At 36.7% G+C, this 16,625-nt stretch carries 7 protein-coding genes; 3 read left to right on the top strand and 4 right to left on the bottom strand.

Features of this window, described 5'->3' with window-relative positions; translation table 11 throughout:
- Positions 1-171: 171 nt before the first annotated feature.
- From ADICYQ_RS25885 to ADICYQ_RS08090, 3 genes are all read left to right on the top strand, one after another.
- Positions 172-2,166, top strand: coding sequence for an LruC domain-containing protein (locus ADICYQ_RS25885; protein ID WP_020893948.1), 1,995 nt, complete (start codon positions 172-174; stop codon positions 2,164-2,166).
- 445 nt (positions 2,167-2,611) lie between these two features.
- A complete protein-coding gene (locus tag ADICYQ_RS08085; RefSeq protein ID WP_020893949.1) occupies positions 2,612-3,421 on the top strand; it encodes an alpha/beta fold hydrolase in 810 nt (269 codons plus the stop codon).
- Positions 3,422-3,665: 244 nt separating this feature from the next.
- Entirely contained in the window at positions 3,666-5,054 is a 1,389-nt protein-coding gene (locus ADICYQ_RS08090) for an amidohydrolase family protein (protein ID WP_020893951.1), read from the top strand.
- A 171-nt stretch (positions 5,055-5,225) separates the two neighbouring features.
- On the opposite strand, the gene ADICYQ_RS08095 is transcribed toward ADICYQ_RS08090, so the two are convergent.
- From ADICYQ_RS08095 to ADICYQ_RS08115, 4 genes are all read right to left on the bottom strand, one after another.
- Positions 5,226-6,902 (bottom strand): SusD/RagB family nutrient-binding outer membrane lipoprotein, encoded by a 1,677-nt coding sequence (locus ADICYQ_RS08095; protein WP_040415161.1) that lies wholly within the window; start codon positions 6,900-6,902, stop codon positions 5,226-5,228.
- An 11-nt stretch (positions 6,903-6,913) separates the two neighbouring features.
- Positions 6,914-10,306 (bottom strand): SusC/RagA family TonB-linked outer membrane protein, encoded by a 3,393-nt coding sequence (locus ADICYQ_RS08100; protein WP_081652321.1) that lies wholly within the window; start codon positions 10,304-10,306, stop codon positions 6,914-6,916.
- A gap of 863 nt (positions 10,307-11,169) precedes the next feature.
- On the bottom strand, positions 11,170-12,846 hold the full coding sequence (locus tag ADICYQ_RS08110) for a SusD/RagB family nutrient-binding outer membrane lipoprotein (RefSeq protein WP_020893956.1): 1,677 nt from the start codon (positions 12,844-12,846) through the stop codon (positions 11,170-11,172).
- Between the two features lie 18 nt (positions 12,847-12,864).
- Positions 12,865-16,242, bottom strand: coding sequence for a SusC/RagA family TonB-linked outer membrane protein (locus tag ADICYQ_RS08115; protein WP_051160156.1), 3,378 nt, complete (start codon positions 16,240-16,242; stop codon positions 12,865-12,867).
- Positions 16,243-16,625 lie beyond the last annotated feature (383 nt).

A 16,625-nucleotide genomic window follows, 5' to 3' on the forward strand; every position in this document is an offset into this window, starting at 1 on the left:
CTTTGAATGCAAGGTTTCTTTATTCTATTTATTCTTGAATTATTTCAATTATCATTACGTAACCATTAAACAAATAGAAACTTAATCAAAGCAATTCCCCCTATATTTAATGATACGATATCGTTCTGATATTTTACATTTTTTTTATAATATATTTAACAGCCAAAGACTATGAAAAACACCATACGTAACTTTAATGCAATCTGCATTAGTATACTATTACTTAATGGGTGCAACCTTTTTTCTCCAGAAGATAAGGTAGATACTGATCAGGATTCCATTTCATTAACAATCCCTTCAGGGTTTGATTTTAGTACTTATCACGATGTTACTATTAATATTAAGGATGATGGTGGGTATGCAAAATATGATGTATTTGCCTATACTGACGAGCTATATGATACGGGTACAGAAACATTTGAGGATGAATCAGGTGAAATTGTAACGGAAACAGTTTATAAGTCAGAGGTAATGGAAAAATTGATTTTTAGCGGTGTTCCAAGTGATGGGATTTTGAAGCAAACCATTAATTTACCTAGATTTTATAACCAGGTTTACATTCGAAGAAATAAAAATTTAAGTTATTCTTCTTCCATAGAGGACATTATTGATCAGGAGGTCAATTATACTTTTTCAGAAACGATTACCAATGGAAGAACTTTAGCGACTCAAAGTGTTAAAGATTATCTATACTGCGTTAATGGAGATGGACAGTTGTTTCAAGTTGATCCTTTGAACGGTGAATTAACGGACCTTTCCAATATGCCAATGGGTAGCTTTACCTGTGCAATTGATCAGGAAAATAAGGTGCTTTATTCTATAGGTAGGAGTAGTCCTTATCCTTTAATGAAGTATTCTATTGTTGAGAATTCCTGGGAAACTGTTGCAAACCTTGGCATAGGAGGTCCACGGTTAGGTTTTAATTCAGAGGATGGTTTGTTGTATTTTTCCAACAATGGTGCAAAGATCTATACCTTTAACCCTTCAACAGGGGCGACGGTTAGCGAGAAGAAAATTTTAGGTCTTCACAATAAAACAGGGGGTGATTTGGCTTTTGCCGATGATGGTACTCTTTTTCTTTGCACTTTCTCAGGCTTGTATGAGCTTGAATTGAATGATGACGGTGATTATCAAAGCACCAGAATAAGCTCGGATAACTTGCCATTTACACCAACATCTATGACTTTTGACTCTAACCAGGATTTATGGCTAGCAGAAGCGTCTGCAAGTGCGGATTTGATAATTATGGATACTCAAACAGGTGGCTGGGAGTATAAATATGGTTCAAGTGCCAATAACAACTCCGCCTTTGGAAGGAAACTGAATGATTTAGCAACATTCAGAGTATATTCTGATGTGATTGATGAAACGGATTCGGATGGCGATGGTATTCTTGATCAGGATGATGCATTCCCAGATGATGCAGAGGCTGCATTTGAGTCATTTACTCCAAGTAAATACGGAAAAGGAACAATTGCTTTTGAGGATTTGTGGCCATCTTCCGGTGATTATGATTTCAATGACGCTGCTTTAAATTATCAAGCTATAGCCGTCTTAAACTCAAAGAACTTAGCTGTCCGATTGGATTTCATTTGTAATATTAAAGCCAATGGGGCAGGGTATACCAATGGAATTGGATTTGAAATAGTAGGTCTGGATCCATCAAAAATAGAAAGTGTTTCAGGTCCTGTATTAAATCAAGGATTTATCAATAACAATGATAATGGCACTGAAGCAGGTCAGGAAAATGCGGTAATCATTTTAGCTGATGATGTTGATAATTTGTTAAATGAAACTACAATTTCTATTAAATTCGTTGAGCCGATTAGTACAACGGAATTGGGTGTAGCACCTTTTAATCCTTTTATCATCATTAATAAAGAGAGAGAAAAAGAAGTTCATCTACCCTATATGAACATCACAAGTCTCGGTAATCAAAGCAATGTTTTTACAGGAGACAATAAAGACACAGATGGTAACTTTATATCAGACAATGGATTTCCATGGGCAATCAGTATTATTCACGATTTTAAAGTACCTAAAGAAAAAGTGAACATTACTTCTGCCTACAATTTTTTCAGTACTTGGGCAGAGTCAGGAGGAACATCCAATGAAGATTGGTACAAAGACAATCCAGGCAATAGAAATGAAGATTTGTTAGATTAGAAGAGAGGTTAAATTGTTTGATTGTAAATACCCTGAAGTTTTATTACTTCGGGGTATTTTTTTATCCGTCCAGGCATTGCTACTATAATGTAAAAACACTTTATAGCATTTTAATTAAGAATGGACTAAAGTCCAATGCTATTGCGTTCCTGGTTCGAATATAAATGTTAAAATTATTTAATCATGTGTGACTGAGCGGAGTCGAAGTCAGCTATCCGGAACTGTTTCTTGAATAATTTACCCAAATATCCAGATCGCTTCATTCATTTCCTTTAATCATTTAAGTCAATTGGGACTAAATTCTTTATCTTACTTTGGCAACCATAAAAAATTCAATGTACGCATAATCTAATGGGTCATCTCATTACCCTAAAGGCAGGTTCAATCAAAGGCCTTGGGTAAAAAGAGGTTCCTATAGACTAGTCTCCATTAAAAAAACTTATTTATGGCAAAAGTTAAAGTAAACAATGTTGAAATCCATTACGATGAATTAGGAAAAGGGAAGGAGGTTCTTCTTTTTTCACATGGCTATCTAATGAACAATACCATGTTTAATGGTCAAATGGATAAATTCAAAGCTAATTTTCGATGTATAGCCTTTGACCACCGTGGACATGGCCAAAGTGAAATAGCTACAAATGGTTATAGCTTAGATAATCTAACGACTGATGTAATCTGCCTAATTGAAGAATTGAAGTTAGGGTCAGTCCATTTCGTAGGGATGTCTACAGGTGGATTTGTGGGGATGCGCCTGGCTATTCGAAGGCCGGAATTATTGAAATCGTTAATATTAATGGACACATCCGCGGAAGAAGAGGAGAAAAATGCCAAAAAGAAAAACTATTTGCTCTTATGGATAGTAAACCATTTTGGTTGGTATCCAGTGATTGGTAAAGCAATGTCCATTCTATTCCATAAATCATTTCTCCTTGACAAATCAAATCAATTAGAAGTAAAAAAATGGAGGAAGATTTTAATGAGTCAAAATATTAAGGCCCTAATTCCTTTTGGAAAGATGATTTTTGAGCGGGATAGCGTGCTTGGTAAGCTAGTTGATATAAAAGTCCCTACTGCGGTAATTGTAGGTGAAAAGGATGTAGCCACTCCGCCAGCATCCAATAAAAGGATTGCAGATAGCATTCCCAACGCTGATTATTTTACAATTCCTGATGCTGGTCATTCTGCTGTAATTGAAAAACCCGAGGAAGTGTTTAAAGCAATGCGGGAATTTTATGCTAAAAATGGAATAGTATAATGTCAATATATTCCAATCATAAAATTGGAAACGAAGGTTTGTCCCATTAATTTTTAACCACTTGACCTGTCAATTTTTTGACATATATTGATATCTTAAGCCTTACAATGGGTAATACTCCTAATGTTGCTAATTTAACTGTAGTGGTAGAGGTTATTGCAAAAGAAAAAGACAATCAAATGAAATATTTAAAACCTGTTTTTTTATACTTATTGTCATTCTTTCTGGATGTCAGAATTCTGAAGTGAAATTTGAAGATGCCTTTTGTATAGAAAACATCACTACAATTGATGCTGACAATGGATTAAAACCAAATCAAACTTTAATAATCAAGGAAGGGAAAATCCACCAAATTACGCCTTCACAAGAGCTTCAATTGTCCAAAGAGAATACCATTATTGATGGAACCGGGAAATTTTTAATTCCTGGATTATGGGATGCCCATGTTCATTTTGCCTATATGGAAGAATTAGCGCCCAGAATGTTTGATTTATTTCTGGCCTATGGTATTACGAGCGTTCGGGATACGGGTGGAGAGATTGGTTTTGTGAATACATGGAAGCAAAAATCTTTAGCAAATCCCACCAGTACCCCAAGAGTTATGATTGCTGGACCACTTCTAGATGGTACACCTAATGTTTATGATGGCAGTGATCCTGGCCATCCTGCGCTCTCGGTTGGATTGAATACTTTAGAAGATGTTAAAGAACAAATTAATAAATTAGAGATTCAAGGGGTAGATTTTTTAAAAGCATACGAAATGTTAAGCCCTGAGCAATTTGCCCTTATAGCAAAGCTTGGGAAAGAAAAAGGACTTAAAGTCACTGGGCATGTGCCATTAAGTATGGATGTAATAAGTGCTTCCAATGCAGGGCTAAATAGTATGGAACATTTGCGTAACCTGGAATTGTCATGTGCGTCAAATGCAGAAGAATTATTACAACAGCGTCAAGAAAGTTTAAGATCAGGAAAAGACATGAAAGGAGCCGCTTTACGGTCAAAGATTCATCAGGACCAAAGAGAAATAGCTATTGATAATTATGATGAAAATAAAGCCCAAGAGGTGCTCAATGTTTTAGCTGCAAATGATACCTGGCAAATTCCAACATTGACACTTAATACTGCTTCTACTAAGCTTCCTTTTGCTGAAATGGATTTTAAGGAAAGTTTTAAATTCTTACCAAAAACTGTTGAAGACGATTGGAATCAGGGCATTGATAAGCTATCAAATAGGGATATTTCCGCAGCTAATATTAAACGGACTGAATGGACCTTAAATATTACCGAGAAAATGCATAAAAGCGGTATAAATATAATGGCAGGCACTGATTGTCCAATTTTCTACTTAACTCCTGGAAGAAGTTTACACCAAGAGTTAGTTTTATTGGTCGAAGCTGGTTTAACGCCACTAGAGGCATTAAGAACCGCTACACTGAACCCCGCTAAATACTTTAATCTGGAAGATGAATTAGGCACTATTGAGGAAGGGAAATGGGCTGACTTGGTTATCCTGAATGCCAATCCTTTAGAAGACATTAAAAATACTACTCGGATTGATGGGGTTATCAAGCAAGGGAATTATTTCGATAGCCATAAATTAGATCAAAAATTGAAACGGCTTGATGAAGAATAAAACATTCACCATCAATTATCATGTTGTAGTAATTCTAATTGCCATTAGGGCCCACTTTTTAAACTGGGCTCAAACATTCCTTACACCAACACCTTTTATTAACTAAAAAAGAAGGTTTACCGAAATCTCTTTCAGTAAACCTTCAATTATTAATTGGTGGTTTTTATAGGTTTAATAAGGCATGTTTGTACCCTGTAGTAACCACATCCTGGAGCGGTGGTCATCTGTTGATGTAGCTTGCACAAATTCTGATTTCTCCAAATTTTCTACAGCCTCATTGTATTTAAGTACATATTGAGGATCTGGAGGATTGGGAGTGTCGTAATGAAATCTAATGGGTAGGGCAGGTTGATCGGCTTTGTAGGGTGCTACAAAATTCGGATAACCTGTTCTACGCCAGTCAAACCATGGCTCTGGTCTAAGCCACATTGAGAGCCATTTTTGGGTCATAATGCGTTGATGCTTATTTGTTGCCTGACTTAAGTCAACCGATTCCTGATTATAGAAATCATTAAAATCAAAACCGCCAACATAATCATCAAATATTCCCCAAGTATCCATTGATGCCTCTATGGCATTTTTATAATGAGCGTCCGCATCAGTGACGCCAAAAGCGCCTATAGCTGCAGCTTCTGCTAGAATAAATTCAACTTCGGAATAAGTGATAATTTTCCTGTTAACATATTCATTTGCATTTTGATAGTACATATCTGCAAATCGAGACAAGTACGGAGAAAATTTAGGCTCATCACTATTGGCATATGGTCCAGCATTAAAACCTGTCCAGGAGACATCATTTCCTATAGGAATACCAATATACATGTCTGTATTTAAATCTTCATAGCCAGCCGGGTAGGGTAGCAATTCAATGGGGAAGGTTTGTCCAAGTGGATCTGCATATTCGATAGTAGTTTCTGTACTAATATCTCTATCCCATTTTCTTTCAACAGGTCTTAACCACCTGTACATTCTCGGGTCGTTCTGTTGTCTTAGACTGTCGAGAAAACCTTCTCCAACTCTTTCAGAAAAAGAAATGATTGAATTGTTAAAAGGACCATCACTGAAAGAATTACTTTCAGAAGTTCCCAGGTAATAGATAACAGCATTGTCCTCATTACTTGTGAAAACATTCTTGGCAGCATCCTGAAATTCAGCATCTACATCTACACTTAATTCCCCTTTTTTATTGTTCAACAGTAAACACATTCTGATTCTTAGAGAGTTAACAAATTTTATCCACTTGTCTTTGTCTCCATCATACAGCAAATCGTATCCTTCCAAAACGGGAACTTCATTGCCAGAAATTCCCTCTAACATTTCTTTGGCCGTTCTCAAATCAATTAGCAGTGTTTCATAAATCTCTTTCTGCTCATCGTATTTTGGAAAAACGATTCCTTCCTCAAGCTGATTGGTTTCAGAAAAGGGAGCATCACCATAAATTTTCGTAATTAGATCCATATACACAGCCCTGTAAACCAAAGCTACTGCCTCTATAAAAACATTGTCTTCCGCTACAGCGAGGTCAGACATGGCTTTCACATGTACCAAATTTGAGTAGGTTCCTTGCCATATACTGCTGGTATTAGGTAACCAAATTAAAGCATTAAACTCCTCAGATTTATAACCATCATTTTTTTGGTAATATTGTAATAGAGGAGAAACTCTTCCATTAAACATGGCAAGATTAGTATAGGAAGCTGCCAAACTTACTGTAGTAGAGCTAAGCAAAAAGTTGGGTGATATATTGCTTACATTATTAGGACTCTTATTGACTTCTTCAAATTCATTACATGAAACTAAAAGAGGAATAAGGCCTATTGTTAATATTAGTTTAAATATTTTCTTCATTTTTATTAGAATTAAAATTCAGCACCAAGTTTAAAACCGAAACTACGGGTATAAGGAATCACAGAATAATACTCATATCCACCCTGTCTTGCACCACTTCCGTCGTTAGCGTAAAAAGCCGTTTCTGGATCGATGAAAATTCCTGACTTTCTCCAGGCAAACAAATTTTGACCAATTAGGGATATGGAAAGTCTTTGAAGTTGCATTTTGTTGACCAATGCTTTCGGTACATCATAGGTGATTGAGAGTTCTCTTAACTTGATATAAGTTGAACTGTAAAGATTGGCTTCTCCAAGTTCTCTGTCCTGACTTCTGTTGGCATTATAAGGATTCAACCATATTGTTTCGGGTCCCCCAAAATTCTCAATGTACCCACCGTTTCCATCAGGTTGTACGCCAACTGCAAAACTTGCATCATTTACATAAACTTGTTCTCCCGATGCATTTATATAGCTTCTGGCTTCTCTTTGAGCTTCATCAGTCCAGGCAAAACCACCATATTCAGCATCACGTCCTCCAACCCATTTATCAATAAATTTATCTGGATTGTCTTTGATTTGTTGGACGATATCCCCGTCCATGTCATAACTTTCGCCTCCATTATAACCCTCCAGTTTTCCATCATTTTTGGCAAACATCATGGTTTCAGAATAGAATTCTCCTCCTGATCTCCAATCGAAATTCGCGAAAACCCTAAAGTTTTTATACTTAAAAGAAGGGTTTATACCGAGGATAAAATCAGGATTGTAATTTCCTATCTTTTCGAAATTATCTGGATTTGTTACTTTTTGTGTTTTCCCGTTGGAATAAATCAAAGCATGACCATAGTACTCAGAATTTACATCCTCTACTTTTTCAAAAGGTGCCTGGTAAATGTCTCCAATTTCTCCACCTGGATAAGTGAAAAAACTTACGCCTCTTTTGCTTACGCCAAAGTATTCTATTCCGTCAGCAAGCTCTATTATAGTAGTCTTATTCTTTGTGAAATTTAAACCTAAATCAAAAGTGAAATCTTTTTGATTAATGATGGATGAATTAAGCGCAATTTCCCAGCCTTTTCCTCTAACCAATCCAGCATTTATAAGCTTACTATTTGCTCCTGAAGTAATTGGTGTACTAATGTTTAGTACTTGATTTTCATTGTCGACAACATAATAGGTCGCATCCAATGATAATCTGTTTTCAAATAAAGCAAATTCAGCACCTATTTCTTTTGAAGTTGCAATTTCAGGTTTCAGCTGTGCATTTTTTGCAGTTAGCCCATAACTTGCTCGTTTGGCATCTCCCCAATCTTGACCAAAACTATAGTACCTTTCAAGCTGATAGGGATCTACATCGTTGCCCACCTGAGCATATCCTGCACGTAACTTGGCAAGGCTAACCCATTTGGGCATTTCAAACATTTCGTTTAATAGTACGCTAAGAGAAGCCGATGGATAAAAATACGACCTGTTGTCTTTTGGAAGTGTACTAGACCAGTCATTTCTTGCTGTGACGTCAAGATATACTGTATTTTTATATCCTAAAGAAGCTTGCCCGAAAAGACTGTTAACCTTCTTTTGACTAAAGAAATTATTATAGATTACAGAACCAGGCCCTCCATTTGCTATATTATAGTAGCCAGGAATAACCAAATTTGTTGTAGAATTGCGAATGTTTTCTTTAACATTGTCCCGAAGGTTTCCACCAACATTAACCAATAAGTCGAAATCAGTCAATGTTTTAGTATAGGTCAGCCTACCCTCCCAATTTTCTTCTCTGTTACTAGAGCTTTGAATATCATACCCTCCATAGGTAGCATTTACAGTATTGTATGGTTTTTTTGATTCTACCCTTTGGGTTGAACTACTACGCATGTAACTAGCTATAAAATTAAAGTTGTCAAAAATTTCCCAATTCAATTGCACTTTAGACATTGCCTGTGTACGATCATAACCAGTTGTTGACAATTCTTGCATCAGGTAAGGATTGTTCCATCTGTCTTTCCATCTGCGTTGTACTACACCTTCCTGGCCAGGCAACCACCATGTTTCAGGATTGATATAAGGTTCCAAATCCACTTGTGGTCCAATAGTTAGAATCCCCCTTGTTGGGGTGATAAAACCATCATCGTTATTTGGACGATTGTCTGATTTTGACTCATTCAGAGAGGTCATTACCGTAACATCCAATTTCTCGTGAAGTTTTATATTTCCGTTTATGCCAATGTTGTTCTTTTTTAAATCTACATTCGGCAAAATACCTTTGTTAAGGTAATTACCTACAGACACACGGAAATTGGCTTTGTCATAATTACCGCTGAAGGCCAAATTATTGGTTTGTGTCAGGCCGGTTTGATAAAAGTCCTTCTGACGATTTTTATTGTTTTCATAAGAAATCAATTCACTTGGACTGTCTTCATATCTTTGTTGGGCAATAAAGCCATTGTCCAACTTGGGGCCCCAGAATTCATAAGCATCACCTTCAAATGCAAACGCACCTTGTTGTCCTGATGCAAACTCATTTTGTATAGGGAAATATTCATAAGGTACATCTGCGATAAGTGATGTATTAAAGCTAACGCCAAGTCCTTTTTTCTTATTTTCACCCGTTGTTGTTGTAATAAGAACAACTCCATTTGCTGCACGTGAACCATATAGCGCAGCAGCACTTGGTCCTTTTAATACAGATACTGATGCTATATCGTCAGGGTTTAAGTCGGATACAGCATTGCCAAGGTCAACTTCATTGAATTGATTATTCACCGAATTATAAATGGGCACACCATCGACAACAAATAAAGGTTGATTGTCAGAGTTAAGCGATGAAGCTCCTCTAATTACCATACTGACAGAGGAACCTTTTGCCCCGTAGGTTTGAGATATCTGTACGCCAGCGACCTTCCCTTGCATGGAATTGAGTACACTGGTTTGAGGTGTTTCATTTAAATCCTCCCCACTAACTGTTCCCACTGAATAGCCAAGTGATTCTTTCTCTCGGGAGATGCCCAATGCGGTAATCACTACCTCATTCAAGCCAACAACAGCATCTAGCATTGTAATATTGAAAACTGACTGAGATCCAATTACAATCTCTTGCTTTTTATATCCAATATAGGATACCTGCAATACTTCTGTACTGGCTGGAATGGTTAATGAAAAATCTCCATCCAGATTGGTTACGGTACCGTTGTTGGTCCCTTGTCCTAAAACGGCAACACCGATAAGAGGAAGCCCTTCAGAATCGGTGACTATCCCGGTAACTGTTTTTTGTTGGGACTGCTCATTGTTTGTACCCTGAGAATAGGAGGCTGTACTTGAGAACATTGCAATATTTAATACTAACAAAAACAGACTTAACTGCATTATCTGTTTTGCTTTACTGGAGAGATTTACAAAATCTCCACAAAATAATTTTCTTTTCATTTCTTCTTTAATTCTTAAATAAAATTCACTTGAAACTGAGTTTTGATTATTAAACAACTCAGTTTAATTTAATGTCAAATCGTTTGTTTGCTTCTATCACATAGGCATACTTTTCTGGCTTTTACGGGTAATTAATAATATTTTAATTTTCACTTTTTAGGCCAATAGAGGCTGAAAACGTAAGGTTTCAACTCCAAACCGAAAGGCAAGATTGTAATTCCAAACCTAAATACAAGGTGCATTTCCGCCATATCAGCATTCATCATAGAATGGTAATACTTGAATAATTTACAGGTGAAGTACCGGTAATTTTGAGGTGAATTTTGGCTGATTTAATAATAAAACAATAGCATAATTTCTACCGTATTTCAGTACATTTTTCTTTCCCGCTAGGTAAGACCTCTATTCACCAAAGTATTTAACCCTTGCAATGATGCTTATCCAGGAAGCATGAATAGGAGAGGAGTGAACCCGAAGTCCACTATTTAGAAAAGGTGATTAGTGCAGCTTTTAATTTAAGAATATCAAAGAGGGTAGATGTGGAAAAAAAAATACCACTTTTGATTTTGACTCGGGTTTGAAGACAAAGAAAAATCTAACACTATGAAGAACCTAACCCGTGAGATTTTGGCGGTTTTGTTGCAGGAAAAAACAACAAAACCGCCAAAATCATGTCATATTATTCCCTTCCTAGGCAGGAGCTATAAAAACAACGTCGTCAAAATTGTATTCATTGCTTGTACATTTATGTATAAAAAAAGAAGGGTTACTGAAATCTCTTTCAGTAACCCTTCTATAACTTTTAGGTATTTAGCCAGTTTAATCCAAATGATGCAATAGAAGTGCTATTGCCTTTTTCGGGCTTAATAAGGCACGTTTGTACCTTGTAATAACCACATTTTCGAACGGGTATCGTCATTAGTTGGCACCTGTACAAATTCAGATTTTTCCAACCTTTCAACAGCTTCATTGTATTTCTCAACATACTGAGGATCGGGAGGATTGGGTGAATCATAATGGTACCTAAGAGGAATAGCAGGCTGTGCGGCATCGTACGGAGGTACAAAATCCGGATAACCAGTTCTTCTCCAATCAAACCATGGCTCTGGTCTAAAAAACATAGATATGTATTTTTGAGTCATGATGCGCTCATGCTTATTTGATGCTTGGCTCAAGTCGACTTCTTCCTGACTGTAATAATCATCAAAATCAAAGCCTCCTACATAGTCCCCAAAAATTCCCCATTCACCCATAGAAGCTTCAATAGCATTTTTATAGTGGGCTTCTGCACCGCTGACACCAAATGCCCCAATAGCTGCTGCTTCTGCCAATATAAATTCAACTTCAGAATAGGTGATAATATTCATCCCTACATATTCATTTGCATTTTGGAAATAAATATCGCTGAGACGACTATTAAACGGAGTGGTTTTAGGTTCAACTGATGTGGCTTGAGGACCTGCATTATAGGAAGTCCATGAAGCTTGACTACCAACTGGTAATCCTACATACAGACTTGTATCTAGGTTATCATAGCCATTTGGGTATGGCAATACTTCAACAGGGAAAGTCTGTCCTAATGGATCCGTATATTGAATCGTTGTTTCTGCAGCAATATCTCTATCCCATTTCTTTTCAACAGGTCGTAACCACCTATACAATCTCGGATCATTTTGATCTTTTAATGAATTAAGAAAACCTAAGCCCATTCTTCTAGCATAAGTAAGTTCAGAAGACCTGAATGGGCCACCTTGAAAAGATGTAGCCGAAGAATTTCCAATATAATCGAGAACAGCATTGTCATCACTACTTGTGAAAACATTTTGAGCAGCATCCTGAAATTCAGCGTCTATATCGATACTTAACTCTCCTTTTTTATTATTTAACAACAAGCACATCCTGATTCTAAGGGAGTTAATAAACTTTATCCATTTACTTTTATCTCCATTGTACAGCAAATCATATCCATCCAAAACCGGGACATCATTGCCTGAAATCCCTTCTATCATATTTTTTGCTGTTTTCAAATCCATCAACAGCGTTTCATAAATCTCTTTCTGCTGATCATACTTTGGGAAAACAATTCCTTCCTCCAGCTGATTCGTTTCTGAAAAGGGAGCATCTCCATAAATCTTCGTAACTAAGTCCATTAATGCAGCCCGATATACCAAAGCTACTGCCTCAGTAAAAACGTTTCCTTGCTCAATACTGAGGTCAGACATGGCTTGAACATCAACTAAATTGGAGTAGATACCTCCCCATGGGCTACTTTGTCCCGGCGTCCAATACAGCGCATTCAATTCCTCCGATTTATAACCGTCACCCACTTGGTAATACTGCAATAAGGAAGGAATCCTTGAATTCCAATAACCTAACCCACTATACGTACTAGCCAAATTAACAGTATTTGTAGTTAATAGAAAGTTTGGATCAACTTCATTTACATCATTGGGACTTACATTCAATTTATCAAAATCACTACATGAGTTTAAGATTGGAATGAATGCAATGGATAATATTATTATTATAAATTTCTTCATGATCAATATTTATTACAATTAAAACCCAACATTTAATTTCAAACCTATGCTACGGGTACGTGGAATCACCGAGTAAAACTCATACCCAGGTTCATTTCTATTTCCTACGGCGGTGTAAGCAGTTTCAGGATCGATGAATACATTGTGTTTTGTCCACATAAATATATTTTGACCTAACAAAGACAAAGACATGTTTTGAAGTTTCATCTTATTTACTACAGCTTTTGGAAACCTATAAGTAATGGATAACTCTCTTAACTTCACATAAGTTGAACTATACAGATTAGCTGATGCCAAATATCTATCGGCGCCTTTTTGTGCATTATACGGACTTAACCATATTGTTCCCGGACCACCAAAATTCTCGATATAACCACCTTCACCATCTTCTCTAACGCCTACATCAAAACTAGCATCTTCTACATAAACTTTTACCCCCTCAGCATTGATATAGCTTCTGGCTTCTCTTTGTTCCTCTGTTGGCCAAGGAAAACCTCCCTGGTCAGCATCTCGACCTCCAACCCATTCATGCGAAAATTTCTCAGGATTATCTTTGATTTGCTGTACTATGTCCATATTAGGATCAAAATCTACACTTCCATTAATATATTCCGGAAACCTTCCATCATTCTTTCCTTGTCTCAATGTCTCAGAATAGAATGAACCTCCTGATCTCCAATCAAAAACTGCAGTAAGGGTAAAGTTTTTGTATTGTACAGTTGGGTTAATACCCAATACAAAATCAGGGTTGTAGTTACCAATTTTCTCAAAATTCTCAGGGTTTTGATCTCTTTCAGGCTTACCATTGCTGTATATGATGGCATGACCATAATACTCAGAATTTGGATCTTCCACTTTAAAATAAGGCGCTTGATAAATATCTCCTACCTGATCTCCTGGATAGGTATAGAAATAAGCGTACTGTTGCTGATACCCAAAGTATTCAACCCCATCAGCTAACTCTATGATGCTAGTTCTATTTCTAGAGAAATTTAATCCTAAATCAAATGAAAAATCCTTTTTTCTAACAATAGAGGTACCTAGCGTGATGTCCCAGCCATTACTCCTTACCAACCCTGCATTGATTAGTTTGCTGTTTGCCCCTGAAGTAATTGGGGTATTAATACCAAGAACCTGATTTTCATTATCCATGGTATAGTAGGTCGCATCTAACGATATTCTGTTATCGAACAATGACAAGTCAATACCAACTTCTTTGGATGTAGCTATTTCAGGTTTTAGCTGGGCATTTTTAGCAACCTTGTCAATACTGGCTCGTTTGGTATCTCCCCAATCTGAGCCAAAATTATAATACCTTTGAAGCTGATAAGGATCTACATCATTACCTACCTGAGCATAACCTGCACGAACCTTGGCCAGGCTAACCCAAGCCGGCATGTCAAACATTTCATTTACCAGCACACTTAAAGAAGCTGAAGGGTAAAAATACGAGCGGTTTTCTTCGGGTAATGTACTTGACCAATCATTCCTAGCCGTCAGATCAAGATATACCGTATTTTTATAGCCTATAGAGGTTTGAGCAAAAAGGCTGTTCACTTTCTTTTTACTCAAAAAGTTATTATACAATACCGAACCAGGACCTCCATTACTAATGGTATACAAGCCGGGAATAACCAGGTTAGTTGTTGAGTTATGAATATTTTCCTGGTAGTTGTATCTAAGGTTTCCACCAGCATTGGCTTGTAGATCAAAAGCTCCTAAAGTTTTGTTATAAGAGAAAAGACCTTCCCAATTTTGTTCCCTAAAACTGGAATTTTGAATATCATAGTTTCCCTTAGGCATACTATTTGTGTCCCAGGGCCTTTGATTTACTGCTCTTTGGTTTAATTGACTTCTTAAGTACCTTGCTGTAAAACGCAAGTCTTTAGAAAACTCATAACCCACTTGTACTTTAGTCATGGCCTGAACCCGATCAAAACTAGTTGTGGCCAACTCTTGCATCAGATAAGGATTGTTCCATCTTTCTTTCCAGCGGGTTTGTACTATACCTTCCTGGTTAGGTATCCACCATGTTTCCGGATTGCTATAAAGAGACATGTCCACTTGTGGTCCAACAGTTAAAATGGCTCTTGTTGGTGTGAGAAAACCATCATTGGTATTTGGCCTATTTCCGGAACTTGACTCATTCAAAGAGGTCATTACAGTCACCTCCAATTTATCCGTTAAATGCATGGTTCCATTAATGCTGATATTGTTCTTTTTCAAGTCTACATTTGGCATAATGCCTTTATTAAGGTAATTACCCATAGAAACGCGAAAGTTAGCCTTGTCGTAGTTCCCGGTAACACCTACATTATTTGCCTGAGTCCAGCCATTTTGGTAAAAATCTTGCTGACGATTTATATTGTTTTCATAAGAAACCAATTCGCTTGGACTATCCTGATTTCTTTGTTGGGCGATAAAACCATTGTCTAACTTTGGTCCCCAAAATTCATAAGCATCATTTTCAAATACAAATGCACCTTCTTGGCCTGAAGCATACTCAGTTTGAATAGGAAGATAGGCATATGGAGTATCCATAATGAATGATGAATTGAAATCTACCCCTAGACCTTTTTTCTTATCTGTGCCTGATTTCGTTGTAATAAGTACTACACCATTCGCTGCACGTGAACCGTAAAGCGCCGCAGCACTAGGTCCTTTCAATACTGACATTGACTCTATATCTTCCGGGTTAATGTCTGAAATAGCATTTCCAAGGTCAGCCTGATTGAATAGGTTATTCGTAGTATTGTAAACCGGAACACCATCGATAACAAACAAAGGTTGATTGTCAGAGTTCAAAGATGATGCTCCTCTAATAACCATATTCATAGAAGAACCTTTAACTCCGTAGGTTTGAGAAATCTGTACACCAGCTATCTTCCCTTGCATTGAGCTAAGCACACTAGCCTGTGGCGTTTTATTTAATTCATCCCCTCCGATTGTTCCTACCGAATATCCCAATGACTCTTTCTCACGAGAAATACCCAAGGCTGTGATGACTACTTCATTCAACCCAACAATATTATCAGACATTTTTACGTTGAATATTGACTGGGATCCAATTGCTATTTCTTGAGGTTGATAACCTATATAAGAAAATTGTAAAATTTTAGTGTCTACCGGTATTGTTAGTGAGAAATCACCGTCCAGGTTTGTTACTGTACCTTTGTTGGTTCCTTGGCCTAATACCGCAACCCCAACCAAAGGAAGTCCTTCGGTATCAGTTACTAAACCGGTAACGGTTTTTTGCTGGGTTTGACCCTGAGAATAGGAAGTAGTACTAAACAACATCGCAGTATTTAATACTAACAGAAACAGACCTAACTGCTTAATCTGCATCTTTTTAAGGGGAAGATTCACAAAGTCCCCACAAAATAATTTTTTCATCATTTTTTGTCATTTTAAAATAAAATTCATTTGAAACCGAGGGCTAGTTCTACGCCTCTAGGTTTTTAATCATAACCGATTGTTTGATTCTATGTCATAGGCATACTTGATTTGGGTTTATTGTTAATTAATTAATATTTCATCTTTGCAATCGGTGGAAAATGAGGCTAAAAAAGTAAGATTGGAATTTCAATCTTCTAAAAATCTTCTCCTTTCAAATAGCTGCAAACATCAATAATTGATAATATTAAGATAATTTAATGATTAAATACAAATGAAATAGATATAAATGTGATGGATTTAGCAATAAGCAAAAATGATTTATTAGTTAAGCTGCTTGATTTTGTTACTAATACGAATAGTTTAGTAATAAAATATTAGCATAA

Origin of the sequence: Cyclobacterium qasimii M12-11B (assembly GCF_000427295.1) — a bacterium.
Classification (GTDB): Bacteria; Bacteroidota; Bacteroidia; order Cytophagales; family Cyclobacteriaceae; genus Cyclobacterium; species Cyclobacterium qasimii.

Coding starts and splice junctions, on each gene's coding strand:
- ADICYQ_RS25885 (WP_020893948.1), top strand. CDS start 172: ATGAAAAACACCATACGTAACTTTAATGCAATCTGCATTAGTATACTA.
- ADICYQ_RS08085 (WP_020893949.1), top strand. CDS start 2,612: ATGGCAAAAGTTAAAGTAAACAATGTTGAAATCCATTACGATGAATTA.
- ADICYQ_RS08095 (WP_040415161.1), bottom strand. CDS start 6,902: ATGAAGAAAATATTTAAACTAATATTAACAATAGGCCTTATTCCTCTT.
- ADICYQ_RS08100 (WP_081652321.1), bottom strand. CDS start 10,306: ATGAAAAGAAAATTATTTTGTGGAGATTTTGTAAATCTCTCCAGTAAA.
- ADICYQ_RS08110 (WP_020893956.1), bottom strand. CDS start 12,846: ATGAAGAAATTTATAATAATAATATTATCCATTGCATTCATTCCAATC.
- ADICYQ_RS08115 (WP_051160156.1), bottom strand. CDS start 16,242: ATGATGAAAAAATTATTTTGTGGGGACTTTGTGAATCTTCCCCTTAAA.